The organism is Roseovarius sp. ZX-A-9 (assembly GCF_028369135.1).
Classification (GTDB): domain Bacteria; phylum Pseudomonadota; class Alphaproteobacteria; order Rhodobacterales; family Rhodobacteraceae; genus Roseovarius.
The window spans coordinates 27,472-41,059 of the sequence record NZ_JAPWHW010000015.1 but is presented as its reverse complement, the minus strand read 5'-3'; the positions used below and the strand labels follow the sequence as shown (position 1 = coordinate 41,059).

At 67.3% G+C, this 13,588-nt stretch carries 11 protein-coding genes; 4 read left to right on the top strand and 7 right to left on the bottom strand.

The genetic code is table 11. The annotated features are described in order from the left end of the window. Positions 1-37: 37 nt before the first annotated feature. Positions 38-2,623 carry a TIGR02302 family protein gene (locus tag O3306_RS14835; protein ID WP_272008707.1) on the top strand — a complete coding sequence of 862 codons (2,586 nt, stop codon included), beginning with the start codon at positions 38-40 and terminating at the stop codon, positions 2,621-2,623. 75 nt (positions 2,624-2,698) lie between these two features. Here O3306_RS14835 and O3306_RS14830 read toward each other — a convergent pair whose 3' ends face one another. After that, positions 2,699-3,253, bottom strand: coding sequence for a YqgE/AlgH family protein (locus O3306_RS14830; RefSeq protein ID WP_272008871.1), 555 nt, complete (start codon positions 3,251-3,253; stop codon positions 2,699-2,701). 213 nt (positions 3,254-3,466) lie between these two features. On the opposite strand from O3306_RS14830, the gene O3306_RS14825 reads away from it, so the two are divergent. After that, on the top strand, positions 3,467-4,285 hold the full coding sequence (locus tag O3306_RS14825; protein WP_272008704.1) for a protein-disulfide reductase DsbD domain-containing protein: 819 nt from the start codon (positions 3,467-3,469) through the stop codon (positions 4,283-4,285). Here the strand turns inward: O3306_RS14825 and O3306_RS14820 are convergent. The 6 genes from O3306_RS14820 to O3306_RS14795 all read right to left on the bottom strand — a co-directional run bounded on the left by O3306_RS14820 (position 4,264) and on the right by O3306_RS14795 (position 11,902). Next, positions 4,264-7,668, bottom strand: a complete 3,405-nt coding sequence (locus O3306_RS14820) for an efflux RND transporter permease subunit (protein ID WP_272008702.1) — start codon at positions 7,666-7,668, stop codon at positions 4,264-4,266. The genes O3306_RS14825 and O3306_RS14820 overlap by 22 nt on opposite strands. 115 nt (positions 7,669-7,783) lie before the next feature. Beyond that, on the bottom strand, positions 7,784-9,244 hold the full coding sequence (locus O3306_RS14815) for an efflux RND transporter periplasmic adaptor subunit (protein WP_272008701.1): 1,461 nt from the start codon (positions 9,242-9,244) through the stop codon (positions 7,784-7,786). Between the two features lie 92 nt (positions 9,245-9,336). Then, the gene (moaB, locus tag O3306_RS14810; protein WP_272008699.1) at positions 9,337-9,879 is read right to left on the bottom strand and encodes a molybdenum cofactor biosynthesis protein B; all 543 of its coding nucleotides are present in this window, start codon (positions 9,877-9,879) and stop codon (positions 9,337-9,339) included. A 3-nt stretch (positions 9,880-9,882) separates the two neighbouring features. Further along, positions 9,883-10,503: a LysE family translocator gene (locus O3306_RS14805; protein ID WP_272008697.1), complete on the bottom strand. Its 621-nt coding sequence runs from the start codon at positions 10,501-10,503 to the stop codon at positions 9,883-9,885. Further along, positions 10,500-11,099, bottom strand: coding sequence for a metallophosphoesterase family protein (locus tag O3306_RS14800; protein WP_272008695.1), 600 nt, complete (start codon positions 11,097-11,099; stop codon positions 10,500-10,502). Before O3306_RS14800 ends, O3306_RS14805 begins: the two co-directional genes overlap by 4 nt. Continuing rightward, positions 11,096-11,902, bottom strand: a complete 807-nt coding sequence (locus O3306_RS14795) for a uracil-DNA glycosylase (protein WP_272008693.1) — start codon at positions 11,900-11,902, stop codon at positions 11,096-11,098. Before O3306_RS14795 ends, O3306_RS14800 begins: the two co-directional genes overlap by 4 nt. A gap of 168 nt (positions 11,903-12,070) precedes the next feature. Here O3306_RS14795 and O3306_RS14790 point away from each other — a divergent pair, with 168 nt between their 5' ends. Further along, positions 12,071-13,039: an aspartate carbamoyltransferase catalytic subunit gene (locus O3306_RS14790; protein ID WP_272008691.1), complete on the top strand. Its 969-nt coding sequence runs from the start codon at positions 12,071-12,073 to the stop codon at positions 13,037-13,039. After that, on the top strand, positions 13,036-13,569 hold the full coding sequence (locus O3306_RS14785) for a hypothetical protein (RefSeq protein WP_272008689.1): 534 nt from the start codon (positions 13,036-13,038) through the stop codon (positions 13,567-13,569). Before O3306_RS14790 ends, O3306_RS14785 begins: the two co-directional genes overlap by 4 nt. The last annotated feature ends 19 nt before the right edge of the window (positions 13,570-13,588 follow it).

The window sequence follows — 13,588 nt, the reverse complement described above, 5'->3', positions numbered from 1 at the left end:
CGCTTGGCCCTTGCCGGAAAGGTGGCCGAACAAACAGATGGCTGAACAGCCTCCCCTTCTGAACGATGTGCTGACGCGGCTGCGTCTGGCGCTGACCCTGACCTGGGCCGGGCTTCTGGCCGAGCGCCTGGTGCAGGCGTTCTGGCCGCTCTGGACACTGATCGCCGCGACGGCGGCGGCGCTGATGCTGGGCTTTCAGGACTGGGCCATGGTCGAACTGGTGGGCGCGGCGCTGGTCGGGGCCGCCATCGGCGCGCTGGTCTTTGCGGTGCAGGGATTGCGGCGGTTTCGCTGGCCGCACCGGGCCGAGGCGCTGGCGCGCATGGATGCCGCATTGCCCGGGCGACCGCTGGCGGCGCTGGCAGACCGGCAGGCCATCGGCGCGGGCGATGCCGCCTCCGAGGCGTTGTGGCGCGTGCATCTGACCCGCATGGCCACCGCGGCACGCAGCGCGCGGGCGATAGAGCCTGATCTGCGGCTGTCAAAACGCGATCCGTTCGGCCTGCGCTACATTGCCCTTCTGGGGCTGGTGGTCGCGCTCTTGTTCGGGTCGATCTGGCGGGTGGGCACGGTGACGCAGATCGGCCCCGGCGGGGCACAGGCCGCCGCAGCAGGCCCGGCCTGGGAGGGCTGGATCGAGCCGCCCCACTATACCGGCCTGCCCAGCCTTTACCTGCCCGACCTCAAGGACCGGATCTCCGTACCAGAGGGCAGCCGCGTCACCCTGCGATTTTACGGCACACCGGGTGCGCTCAGTACATCCGAGACCGTCTCGGGGCGGACCGACGGCGTCGGCGCCGCCACCGACCCGGAGCAAAGCTTCGAGATCACCCAGAGCGGCACATTGGCGATCGAGGGCGCTGGCGGGCGTAGCTGGACCATCTCCGTGCTGCCCGACGCGGCACCGGATGTCGCGCTGATCGATGACGGCAAGCGCACGACATTCGACGGCCAGATGCACCAACCCTTTCAAGCCACCGACGATTACGGCGTGACCAGCGGCACCGCCATATTCCGGCTGGATGTCGACCGGGTGACGCGCCGCTACGGGCTTGCCACCGATCCGGAGCCGCGCGAGGCGATCGAGCTGGAACTGCCCATGCCGATCACCGGCAACCGCAATGCGTTCACCGAAACGCTGATCGAGAACCTGTCAGATCACCCTTGGGCGCATCTGCCGGTCACGCTGGAGTTGCGCGTAACGGACGCGCTTGACCAGACCGGCAGCAGCGCGCTCGTGCCGATGACCCTGCCCGCGCGGCGGTTCTTTGACCCGTTGGCGGCGGCAGTGGTCGAACAGCGCCAGGCGCTGCTGTGGTCCCGCCAGAACGCGCGCGACGTGGCGCAGATCCTGCGCGCCATATCGTACCGGCCCGAAAGCGGGCTGTTCCGGTCGGAAACAGCCTATCTGCGACTGCGCGTGATCCTGCGGCGGCTGGAAACGCTGGTGCGCCACGACGCGCTGACCACGGATGCACAAGACGAGATCGGTGCCGCAATGTGGGATCTGGCGCTGCTGCTGGAGGATGGCGATATCGGCGACGCGCTTGAGCGGATGCGCAAGGCGCAGGAACGGCTGACCGAGGCGATGAAGAACGGGGCCAGCGAGGATGAGATCGCCCGCCTGATGCAGGAATTGCGCGATGCTACGCAGGATTACCTGCGGCAGAAATCGCAGCAGGCCCAGCGCGAGAACGACACCGACCAGCCCGACAGCGGCGAAAATTCGATGCAGCTCAGCCAGCAGGATCTGCAGGACATGATGGACCGCATCCAGGAGCTGATGGAACAGGGCCGCATGGCCGAGGCACAGCAGGCGCTGGAGGAATTCCAGGAGATGATGGAGAACCTGCGCGTCACCGAAGGGCAAGGCGGCCAGGGCCAGTCCGAAGGGCAGCAGGCGATGGAAGGTCTGGCCGATACCCTGCGCCAGCAACAGGGCCTGTCGGATCAGGCGTTCCGCGATCTGCAGGAACAGTTCAATCCCGGCGCACAGGCGGGTGAAAACCAGGGCAACGAAGGCCGCAGCGGCGGCGAGGGTCGCGGCCAGAGCCATGAAGGCCAGAACGGTCAGGGTCAGGGCCAAGGTCAGCAGCAGGGCCAGCAACAGGGCGACGAGCAGCCCGGCGCGGGTGGTCTGGCCGACCGGCAAGAAGCGCTGCGCCGCGAGCTGGAGCGCCAGCGCGGCAACCTGCCCGGCCAGGGCTCCGAGGCGGGCGATGCGGCGCGTGAGGCACTCGAGCGTGCAGACCGCGCCATGAACGATGCCGAACAGGCGCTGCGTCAGGACGATCTGGCCGAAGCCATCGACCAGCAATCACAGGCGATGGATGCCCTGCGCGACGGCATGCGCAACCTCGGCGAGGCGCTGGCAGAGGCGAATCGCAAAAACCAGGGCGGCCAGGGTCAGGCGCGGGGTGCGGACGGGGCGCAACAATCCGATCCGCTGGGGCGCATTGCGGGCCAGGGCGATCAGGCGGGCACGCAGGACAGTCTGTTGCAGGGCGAAGATGTCTATCGCCGCGCCCGCGAGTTGCTGGACGAGATTCGCCGCCGCTCGGGCGAGGGCGACCGCCCCGAGGTCGAACGCGACTACCTGCGACGCCTGCTCGACCGGTTCTGACCGGCGCAGGTCCATTCTTCATTTTGCCAAAAATACTCAAACCACCCACGGCGCATCATGCCCGTACGGGTATAGTCAGGCGCGGCCGGCCTCGGCCGACAGGGTCAGCGGGCTGATCCCCAGCGAGGTCAGCGCGGTTTCCCATTTCGCGACATCCGCGGTGCCAAAGACCAGTTCGGGCGTGCCCGGACAGATCAGCCAGCCATTATGGGCAATCTCGGCTTCCAGTTGCCCCGGCCCCCAGCCGGCATAGCCCAGCGCGATCACCGCCTGCGCCGGACCGCCCCCGCCGGCCATGTCCTCGAGGATATCGAGTGTCGCGGTCATCGCGAATGTCTCGTTCACCTGCAGCGTCGACACCGGCGAGACATAGCCCGTCTCGTGCAGCACGAAGCCGCGCCCGTGTTCGACCGGGCCGCCGAAATACACCGGCAGGTCGCGGGCCTGCGGGCCCGGCTTGATCGAGAGTTGCTCCAGCAGGTGGCCCAGTGACAGGTCCGAGGTCGGCTTGTTCACGATCAGGCCCATCGCACCATCGGGCGAATGGGCGCACATGAATACCACCGAATGGCCGAACCGGTCATCTCCCATGCCCGGCATGGCAATGAGCAACTGGCCTGTCAATTCCATTTCGTGGGTCACGTCGTCTCCTTTTTCGCGGCGCGGTCCTGTGGGGTACTGGCGCTGTGTCCTGTTCTGACAATGGGGCAGTGACACGGGCATGACAAGCACCCCGCGTGGCAGGCTCGATATGGGAAGCCGGACAGGCCGGGCACGGATTGTTGCAGAGTTGTCGCCGGAAAGTGAGTTGGCATTGCGGCGCGGATGGCCCATGTCGGATGCATGATACAGCGCCTGTTCCATATCTTTCTGACCTGTGCCGCGCTTCTGGCGCCCGGTTTGCCCGTTGCGGCGGCCGGATCCCTCGACGATGTGTTGAAGGCGCGGGTGCTGACCGGCTGGCGGATGGCCGACGGCACGCATATGGCCGGGCTGGAAATCACGCTCAGGCCGGGCTGGAAAACCTATTGGCGCGCACCCGGCGATCTGGGCATTCCGCCCAGCTTCGACTGGCGCGGATCGGGCAATCTGGCCGGGGTCGAGATCCAGTGGCCCACGCCCGCGGCGCTGTTGCAGGACGGGATGACCACGATCGGCTATACGGGGCGCGTGGTGTTTCCGCTCAAGGTGCTGCCGGATCGCGCCGGGCGCGATATCCGGCTGCAAGGCGCGCTTGATCTCGGAGTGTGTGAGGATGTCTGCATCCCGGTGAACCTGAACATTTCCGCGACCCTGCCCCGGGACGCCCAAAGGCGCGATCCGGCTATCGCCGCCGCGCTGGCCGATCGGCCCTATAGCGCGACCGAGGCGCGGGTCGGCAGCGTGCACTGCACCCTGTCGCCGCGCGAAGGCGGTCTGACATTACGGGCCGATATCCGCATGCCTAGCGCAGGCGGCACCGAAGTTGCGGTAATCGAAACGGACAACCCGCAAGTCTGGGTCGCCCCAGCCAAAACAACGCGCAACGGCGGCACGCTGACGGCGCAGACCCGGCTGGAACATGCGGAAGGGCGCAGTTTCGCGGTCAACCGCTCTGCCCTGCGGATCACCGTGCTGGGCACCTCCTACGCGGTGGATATTCAGGGCTGCCCGGCGGGCTGACGCCGCAGGCCCTGCGCCAGCGCCATGATCACGTAAAGCCCCAGAACCAGCGCCGCCGCGCCACCGAGGAAGGCCAGCAGCGCCGCGCCGAGCGGGGACATGCCATCCGGCAACGGCAGCAGCGCCACGAGCGGCGCGGGCAGGCTGCCCGTCCAGATCACCGCGCCCATCGTCGCCCCCAGCCAGAGCAGCACCGCGCCCAGCCCGGCGCCCAGCGCCAGCCGAATGGGCCGATGGCGCATGCGCAGCCCCCGGCGCAACGCCTGGGTCTGGCGCGCCAGATCGTTCTGCGCCGCCATGAGGGCCGGCACCACCAGCAGCACGATCACCATGCCGAAGGCCAGCCCGTAGACCAGCGTGATCACCGTGGGCAGCAGGAACTGCGCCTGTTGCGAGCGCTCGAACAGCAGCGGCGCCAGCCCCGCCACTGTCGTCAGTGTGGTCAGCATCACGGGCCGCAGCCGGTCTGCCGCGCCGTCGATGATCGACGGAATCAACCCGCGATCCTGCGCGTATTCGTCGATTGTCGTGACCAGCACGATGGCGTCGTTGATGATGATACCGGTCATGCCCAGCAGCCCGACAACCGTGAACATGCTGAGCGGCACGCCCCATTGCGCGTGACCGTAGATCGTGCCGACAAGGCCGAAGGGAATGATCGCCATCACCACGAGGGGCCGGGTCCAGCTGGAAAACACCCAGGCAAGCACCAGGTAGATACCTGTGAGCGTCAGCATCAGGCCCAGCCGCGCATCGGCGAGGAATTCGTCCTCCTGCTCGCTCAGGCCCGCCATGCGCCATTCGACCTGATGCTCGCTGGCGATGCGCGGCAGGACGGTCTGCTGCAACGCGGCGGTGATCTCGGCGGCGCGGGCGGGGTCGTCCTCGGAAATGTCGCCGGTGACACTGATCAGGCGGATGCCGTTTTCGCGCCGGACCGTGGAAAACCCGTTGCGGCGCTCGACCGAGACGATATCGGCCAGCGGCACATATTGCCCTGTCGGCGTGCGCAGTTGCATGCGTTCCAGAAAATCGGCGGTCAGTTCGCCCTCGGGCAGTTCGACGCGGATTTCGGCGCTGCGCGGGCCGACCGGGTAGGTCGCCGCCTCGATCCCGCCCAGCCGCGCGCGCAGAACCCGCCCCAGCCCGTCGATGTCAAAGCCCAGCGCCGCCCCTTGCGGGGTCAGGTCAAGGATCAGCTCTTCCTTGTCATAGGCCAGATTGTCCTCGACACCGGACACTTCGGGGTAGCGCAAGAGCGCGGCCTTCAGCGCCTCTGACGCGGCTTTCAGCACCTCGGCGCTGGCACCGTAGAACTGCACATCGAGCGCATCGCCGCCGGGGCCCGAGCGCCCGCCCCGGAAACTGACGGTTTCGGCCAGCGGGTGATGCACCACGCGATCCTGAAGATCCGCGACGAAGGCAAAGCTGGAATAGGGGCGCAGATCGGCATCTATCAGCTCGATCGAGATGCCACCCAGTTGGTCGGGTTCCTTGGTTTCGGTCCCCGCCATGCCATAGCCCGCGTTGCCGCCGATTTCGGCGATGACATAGGCGATGGGATTGCGCCCGTAGGTCGCCTCGTATTCCGCGCCAAGCTCATCGGTGGCGCGCTGCATTTCCCGCATCATTTCCAGCGAATCGGTGCGGGTGGCGCCCGGTGCCATTGCGAAATTGCCCGTCACGCTGCCCCGTTCGGGCGCGTTGAAGAACCGCCATGTGACATCGCCCGTCACAAACAGCGTGACCTGCGAGGCCAGCACCAGGATCGCGCCCGCCAGAACCGGGTAGCGCGCCCAGATCACCGCTGCCATCAGCGGGCGAAACAGGCTGCTCCGCACCCAGACAAAGCCGCGATTGACCACCCGCGAGGGTGCATCGTACCAATGCTGTCTGGCCGTGTGCAGCAGGGCATGGCTCATGTGGTGTGGCAGGATCAGGAAACATTCGATCAGCGATGCGGTCAGCACCACGATCACGGTAAAGGGGATATCGGCGATCAGATCCCCGAACCGGCCGCTGACCACGGTGAGGCCGAAAAACGCGATCAGCGTCGTCAGGGTAGCCGAGAACACCGGCAGCGCCATGCGCCTTGCGGCGTTTTCGGAGGCCTCGACCGGGGTTTCGCGCAGTTTGCGGGCGCGGGCATCGGCATGTTCACCCACCACGATGGCGTCATCCACCACGATCCCCAGCGTGATGATCAGCGCAAAGAGCGAGATCATGTTAAGCGTCAGCCCCGCCGCATACATGAGCGCCACCGCCGCCAGCATCGCCACCGGGATGCCCGCCGCCACCCAGAAGGCGATGCGCGCATTGAGAAAGAGAAACAGCAGCGTGACCACCAGCAAGAGCCCGGTGGCCCCGTTTTTCAGCAGCAGGTTGAGGCGCGCCGATATCATCTCGGACCGGGTGCGGATGAGATCGACCGAGACACCTTCGGGCAGGGTTTCGGCCATCTCCTGCGCCACCCTCTCGACGGTTTCCTGGATCTGCAGCGCGTCGCCACTGGCCGAGCGGTCCACACGGATCGACATGGCCGGGTTTTCGCCGACGAAATAGCTGCGCTCGCGGGCGATGCCCTCGACCCGGACGGTGGCCACATCGGCCACGGTCAGCTTGGACCGGTCGGGGTTCACCCGCAGCGTGATCGCCGCAATCTGGGCGGGGTCGCGCTTTTGGATGCCGGTGCGCACGCGGGTGTTGGCGCCTTCCACGTCGCCTGCGGGGTTTGCATCCACCTCGGCACCGATGGCGGCGGCGATCTCGGCCATGGTGATGTCATGGGCCATCAGCGCGACGCTGGGCACCTCGATGATGGTTTCGGGGGCGGCGATGCCGCGCACGGTGGTGCGGGTCACACCAGCGGCAAAGAGGCGTGTCACCATCTCGTCGGCATAAAGGCCCAGTTGCTGCGTGCCCACGGGGCCGGTCAGCACCACATCCGTTACCCGGTCGCGCCACGCGCCGCGCCGGACCTCGGGTTCCTCGGCCTCTTCGGGCAGGGTTGTGACCGCGTCGATGGCGGCCTGCACATCATCTGCCGCGCGCCCCATGTCCCAGCCCGGATCGAATTCGAGCGCGATGCTGGCGCTGTTCTCGCGGCTGCTTGACGTGCTGCTCTCGACCCCTTCGACGGCCAGCAGCACCGGTTCGAGCACCTGCACGATGGCAGAGTCGATATCCTCGGCTCCGGCCCCTTCCCAGATCACCGAGACCGAGACCGTGTCGATGACCACATCGGGCAGGAATTGCGCGCGCATCCGCGGTGCTGCGGCAAGCCCGAGCACGAGCATCACCACCAGCAACAGGTTGGCGGCGGTGCGGTGGCGCGTGAAGTAGGACAGCAAGCCGCCAGCGGCAGAGGGCAGCGCGCGGGTCATGGGGTTAACCGCGCGGTATCAAGACTGTTGAGGCACGGCGCGCGTGGCGTATGGGTGCATTCGCTGCCAACTTTGGGCCGCGTTGCCTCGGAGTGAGCTGCCGCGCGGAACACCCCTACCCTCCCATGCGGTTTTCCAGCCGCTGCACGACGCGGGCGGACACGCGGGGTTGCTCCAGTTCGGCCAGCAGGCGGGTCCGGACCGCCTCGGGCATGTCGGTGTTGCCCTCCACATAGGCGATCAGCCGGGCGCGGCGCTCGGCGCCAAGTTCCAGCATCTGCGGCACTTCGGCCGGTGCGCCGGCGTCGGCGGGGCGCAGCGGGCGGACCTTGACCCCGGCGCCCAGCAGCGGCGAGCGCTGGGTAATCACCTCGCGCCCGGCCAATTCGGGGGCGCGCACGAGGATGGCGTCGCCCTGCCGGCGCAGCAGTGTCACGGCGACCGGTTCCAGCCGATCATCGGCAGACAGCACCAGAACGGCGCCATCCGCGCCAAGCGCCGCAGCAGGCAGGCGCACAACATTGTCCAGCGGTGGTTCCTGAATGCGCACGGTCACGAAATCGCCGGGCTTGAGGCCCTGCGCAGCATCCAGCCGGGCAAAGACCAGACGCCCGGTCTGCCCCTCGCCCACCGCCGCACTGGCGCGGGTCACGGTGCCGGTGGTCTGCAGATCGACGCCGAACGCCTCGAGCGTGACCTGCACTGGTGCCTTCAACAACATGCCCTGCGGGTCCAGAAGCCGAGAAAACTGCGGTGTGGACACGCGAAACGCCACTTCGAGCGATGCCGGGTCGATCAGCCGCGCCAGTTGTTCGTTAGCCGAAACCAGCCTGCCCTCGACCACGCTGACATCGCTGAGGCTGCCGGAAAAGCCTGCGACAATCGCGGTGTCGTCCAGCCTGCGCTGCGCTTCTTGCTGGTCGATGATGGCCCGCTCAAGCCGGGTCGCCGCCTGCGCGACCCGCGCCTCGGCCTCGGCAAGCGCCTGTCGCCGGGACAGCACGGTGGCGCGCGCCTGTGCGGCGGCCAGTTCGGCGGCCTCGACCGCGGCAGCGGTGCCGACACCGCGCTCGGCCAGGTCGCGCTGACGCTGGAAGGCACGATCCTGAAGCGCCGCCTGGTCGGCCGCCGCGTCCAGTTCATCGCCGGCAAGTTCCAGCGCGCGCTGTGCTTCGCGGGTTTCGTTGCGCGCGTCGCGCACATCGCTGCCGGCGCGGTCCAGCGCCGCCTGGCTGTCGGCGGGGTCGATCCGGGCCAGCAACTGGCCTTCGCGCACTTGTCCGCCCTCTTCGAAGGCATCCGCCAGTTCGACCAGCGTGCCGGACGCCCGAGCGCGGATTTCCAGCGATCTGCGGCTTTGCACCTCGCCAAAGGCGACCAGTTCCGGGGTGATCTGCTGCGGCGTGGCGGTGATGACGTTGACTGCAAAGACCCGCTCGCGGCGCTCGGCCACGCGGGGTTCCTTGGCCAGCCGTTCGGCGACCGCCGTATACACCATGAAACCAGCATAGCTGAGCAGGCCCAGTGTCAGCGACACCAGAAAAAGACCCGTCAGACTTTGACGCAAAAACCGCATGATCAATCGAACCTTACCCGGCGCGCGCCGCGCGGACGCACCTGTCTAATGTAAGCACATGCGTGAAAATGCCAAGCGCGGGCGGTATGGCGCTACTTGCGGCGCTGGTGTTCGGCAAGGCGCGGCATGATCTCGACAAAGTTGCAGGGCCGGTGGCGGTAATCGAACTGCGGTGCCAGGATTTCGTCCCAGGCATCGCGGCACGCGCCCGGGCTGCCGGGCAGCGCAAAGAGGTAGGTGCCCCCCGCAACGCCCGCCGTGGCGCGCGATTGCACCGCGCTGGTGCCGATCTTTTTCATCGAGACGATGGTAAAGACCGTGCCGAAAGCGTCGATTTCCTTTTCATAGACGTCGCGGTGCGCCTCGACGCTCACATCGCGCCCGGTCAGGCCGGTGCCCCCCGTCGAGAGGATCGCGTCGATCCCGTCATCGGCTATCCATGCGCGCAACTGCCCGGCAATCGCGGCGCGGTCGTCGGTCACGATGGCGCGCGCGGCCAGCACATGCCCCGCCGCCTCGACCCGTTCTGCCAGCGTGTCGCCGGAGCGGTCGTCGGCTAGCGTGCGCGTGTCGCTGACCGTCAGCACGGCGATGCGAACGGGGATGAATTCCTTGGTCTCGTCGATCTGGCTCATGATTCAGGCCCTCTGCAGCAGGGCCAGGCGCAAGGCCAGCCCGGTAAAGATCGCGGCGGAGGCATAGCCCAGCCCGCGCGCCAGACGCGGTGCGGCAGTCATCCGGCGGCCCAGCCCGCCTGCAAAGACACCGACTGCGCCGTTGATGACAAAGCCGCCGACCCCCAGCACCGCGCCGTAGATCAGGAACTGCCCCAGGATGCTGCCTGCTGCAGGATCGACGAATTGCGGCACGAAGGCCAATACGAAGAGGATCACCTTGGGGTTGGTCAGATTGACGATGAACCCGTCGCGGAACGCCCGCCTTGCCCGAATCGGAAGATCGGTGCGCTGCGGCAGGCGCAGGCGCAGCGCGCCCCATGCAAGCCACAGCAGATAGGCGACCCCGATCCAGCGGATCACGTCGAGCGCCCAGGGCACCTGCTGCGCCACCGCCCCGAGACCCAGCCCCGCCAGTGTCACATGTACGATGCCGCCCGCCGATATCCCCGCACTGGCCGCGACCGCAGACCGGGGTCCGGCACGCAACCCCTGCCCGAGGCAGAACATCATGTCCGCCCCCGGCGTCAGGTTCAGCGCCAATGCCGCGGGCACGAAGGTCAGAAAGGTCAGCGGATCGATCATTCGCCCAACTCGAACCAATTGGGGCGCGGGCCGAGGTTGTGCACCTTGCAGCGCCCGATCAGCCCGGTCTGGCCCCAGCTATCGTGGATATGGCCGCAGACGGCGAGCTGCGGCTGGATCCGTTCAATTGCCGCATGGATCGCCTCGGAGCCGACCGATTGCCCGGCTGACGTGCGGTCCGCGATCCCCTTGGGCGGTGAATGCAGGATCAGGATATCGGCCCGGTCGCATTCGGCCAACATGCGGGCCGCCTCGGCCTCGTTCAGGTCGCATGACCACTCGCCAAAGGGCGTTTGGGGCACACCGTAGCCCAGACCGAACAGGCGCAGCCCGCCCACCTGCGTTCCGCTGCCATGCAGGACGGTGGCCGTGCGCGGGGCAGCGGCGCGCAATTCCTCGATACTCTCGGCATTGCCGGGGACCAGCACCATCGGCGTCTTGATCCCGCTCAACAGCGCCATCGCGCCCGCCAGGTCCTTGCGGGTGTTGCAGAAGTCACCCGCCCCGATCACCAGGTCGGCGCGGCGGCTGGCGGCCACCAGATCTTCGGCGCGGGCGCGCGCATGGTGCAGGTCGGAAAAGGCCAGGATTTTCATGTCATCTCTCGCAGGCGTGCCTGCACCTCCAGCAAATCGGCCCAGGCTTCGCGCTTCATCTGTGGCTGGCGCAAGAGGTAGGCAGGGTGGAACATCGGCATGGCCGGCCGGCCATAAGCCTCGGCCCATTGGCCGCGCAGCCGGGTGATGCCGCGTTTACCGATCGCCGCGTCGCAGCTGATATTGCCCACGAGGATCAGCACATCAGGCGCGGCCAACTCTACATGGCGCTGCATGAAGGGCACCATCATCGCAATTTCCTCTGGCGTCGGCTCGCGGTTCTGCGGCGGCCGCCAGGGCATCACATTGGTGATGTAGACCGAATTCGCCGCCGACTCGGCGCCCCGCGCCATGCCGATGGCGTCCAGCATCCGGTCCAGAAGCTGCCCGGCGCGCCCGACAAAGGGCCGGCCCTCGCGGTCTTCCTCACGTCCCGGCGCCTCGCCGATCACCATCAGCCGCGCGCCCGGCTGGCCGTCGGCAAACACCAGATTGCGCGCTCCGCGCTTCAACTCGCAATGCTCAAAGGCGGCCATCGCGGCGCGCAACCCGTCCAGATCGCCCGCGGCCTGCGCCATGCGCCTTGCATCGGCCACCGGATCAACCTTGTCGGGCTCGGGTGGCGGTGCAGCCTGCGCGCCGGCCATTGCGGCCACCGGGACGGGGCGCGCGGGCTTGCCCGGTGCGGTGTCCGGCAACTCGTAGCGATTGATCGGCACATCGCCGAGCGCCTCGTCGGCCCCCAGTTCCACCTGCCATTGCAGGGCAGCGCGCGCGCTGTAATATTCCATTGCCGAATCCATGCCCCAAGCTACCCCGCGGCGCGTCCGGGGAAAAGCGGCAACGCAGGGCTTTCGTCTTTCTCCAGATACGCAATCCCCCACCGGCAGCCCGCGCCGCCGCTTGCGCATTGATCGCGCCCGCGCTTGATGCGATAACCGGCATCGTCCGCCCCCAAGGAGCCTGCTCGCGTGCCGTTCAATCATGATCACCTGCTGGGAATCGAGCCACTGGCCCCAGACGACATCACGACGCTGCTGGATCTGGCCGACCAGTATGCCGCGCTGAACCGGCGCGACGTGAAACACACCGATGCACTGTCGGGTCTTACCCAGATCAACATGTTCTTCGAAAACTCCACCCGCACCCAGGCCAGTTTCGAGATCGCGGGCAAACGGCTTGGCGCGGATGTGATGAACATGGCGATGCAGGCCAGTTCCATCAAGAAGGGCGAGACGCTGATCGACACCGCGATGACGCTGAACGCGATGCATCCCGATCTGCTGGTGGTGCGCCATCCGCAATCCGGCGCGGTCGATCTGCTGGCGCAGAAGGTCAACTGCGCGGTGCTGAACGCGGGCGACGGGCGGCACGAGCACCCGACGCAGGCGCTGCTGGACGCGCTGACGATCCGGCGCGCCAAGGGACGGCTGCACCGGCTGAACATCGCCATTTGCGGCGACATCGCCCATAGCCGCGTGGCGCGCTCCAACATCCTGCTTCTGGGCAAGATGGAGAACCGCATCCGCCTGATCGGCCCGCCCACCCTGATGCCCAGCCAGATCAGCGAGTTCGGCGTCGAGGTCTATGACGACATGGCGCGCGGGCTGGATGGTGTCGATGTGGTGATGATGCTGCGGCTTCAGAAGGAGCGCATGGATGGCGGCTTCATCCCGTCCGAGCGCGAATATTATCACCGCTACGGGCTTGATGCGGAAAAGCTCGCCCATGCCAAACCGGACGCCATCGTGATGCATCCCGGCCCGATGAATCGCGGCGTCGAGATCGACGGCGAGCTGGCGGACGACATCAACCGCAGCGTGATTCAGGAGCAGGTCGAGATGGGCGTGGCCGTGCGCATGGCCGCGATGGACCTTTTGGCACGGCAGTTGCGTTCAAGACGCAGCAGCAGAGCCACAGCCAAAGAGGTCATGACATGAGCGGCAAGATGGACATTCCCGCCAGCGAAGTCGGGGTAGTGCGGCTCTTTGCCGTCGATCTGGACGCGGACGCCCTGAAGGCATTCGGGCGCCGCAATGGCAGCTGGCCGGTTGCCGATGCGCTCGGGATCGAGGCTCTGGCCGCCGATCAGGTCGAATTGTTTCCCGCCACCGATCTGACGGGTGTCGGGCTGGCGCGCTATCTCGAAGACGGGTTCGGCGTAGCGCCTGCCGAACTGGAGGGCATGCGCGCGCGGCTGGACGCGCTGACGGACGGCGTGCTGATCGTGCGTTCGCGCGCGTTTGGTGGCGAGGCGGTGACGCTGCGCCCGCGCGCGCCGTTGCGCCATATCGCAACCTTTCGCGAAGAACGCCCGCCTGTGCAATTCGAACCGCTGCCATCGGCCAGCGCGCAGGGCGTGATCAGCCCCGCCACCCCCGCCGTCACGCTACGGGCCAAGCGCAACTGGTGGCCGCTGGCGCTGATTGTCGTCGGGGTTATCATTATCGGCCTGGCGCTGGCGCTGTGAGGCCGGACGACGGCATCCC

What these genes read in the sequence shown, in the direction of transcription:
- O3306_RS14835 (WP_272008707.1), top strand. Translation starts at nt 38, where the DNA reads ATGGCTGAACAGCCTCCCCTTCTGAACGATGTGCTGACGCGGCTGCGT.
- O3306_RS14830 (WP_272008871.1), bottom strand. Translation starts at nt 3,253, where the DNA reads ATGGAATTGACAGGCCAGTTGCTCATTGCCATGCCGGGCATGGGAGAT.
- O3306_RS14825 (WP_272008704.1), top strand. Translation starts at nt 3,467, where the DNA reads ATGATACAGCGCCTGTTCCATATCTTTCTGACCTGTGCCGCGCTTCTG.
- O3306_RS14820 (WP_272008702.1), bottom strand. Translation starts at nt 7,668, where the DNA reads ATGACCCGCGCGCTGCCCTCTGCCGCTGGCGGCTTGCTGTCCTACTTC.
- O3306_RS14815 (WP_272008701.1), bottom strand. Translation starts at nt 9,244, where the DNA reads ATGCGGTTTTTGCGTCAAAGTCTGACGGGTCTTTTTCTGGTGTCGCTG.
- moaB (WP_272008699.1), bottom strand. Translation starts at nt 9,879, where the DNA reads ATGAGCCAGATCGACGAGACCAAGGAATTCATCCCCGTTCGCATCGCC.
- O3306_RS14805 (WP_272008697.1), bottom strand. Translation starts at nt 10,503, where the DNA reads ATGATCGATCCGCTGACCTTTCTGACCTTCGTGCCCGCGGCATTGGCG.
- O3306_RS14800 (WP_272008695.1), bottom strand. Translation starts at nt 11,099, where the DNA reads ATGAAAATCCTGGCCTTTTCCGACCTGCACCATGCGCGCGCCCGCGCC.
- O3306_RS14795 (WP_272008693.1), bottom strand. Translation starts at nt 11,902, where the DNA reads ATGGATTCGGCAATGGAATATTACAGCGCGCGCGCTGCCCTGCAATGG.
- O3306_RS14785 (WP_272008689.1), top strand. Translation starts at nt 13,036, where the DNA reads ATGAGCGGCAAGATGGACATTCCCGCCAGCGAAGTCGGGGTAGTGCGG.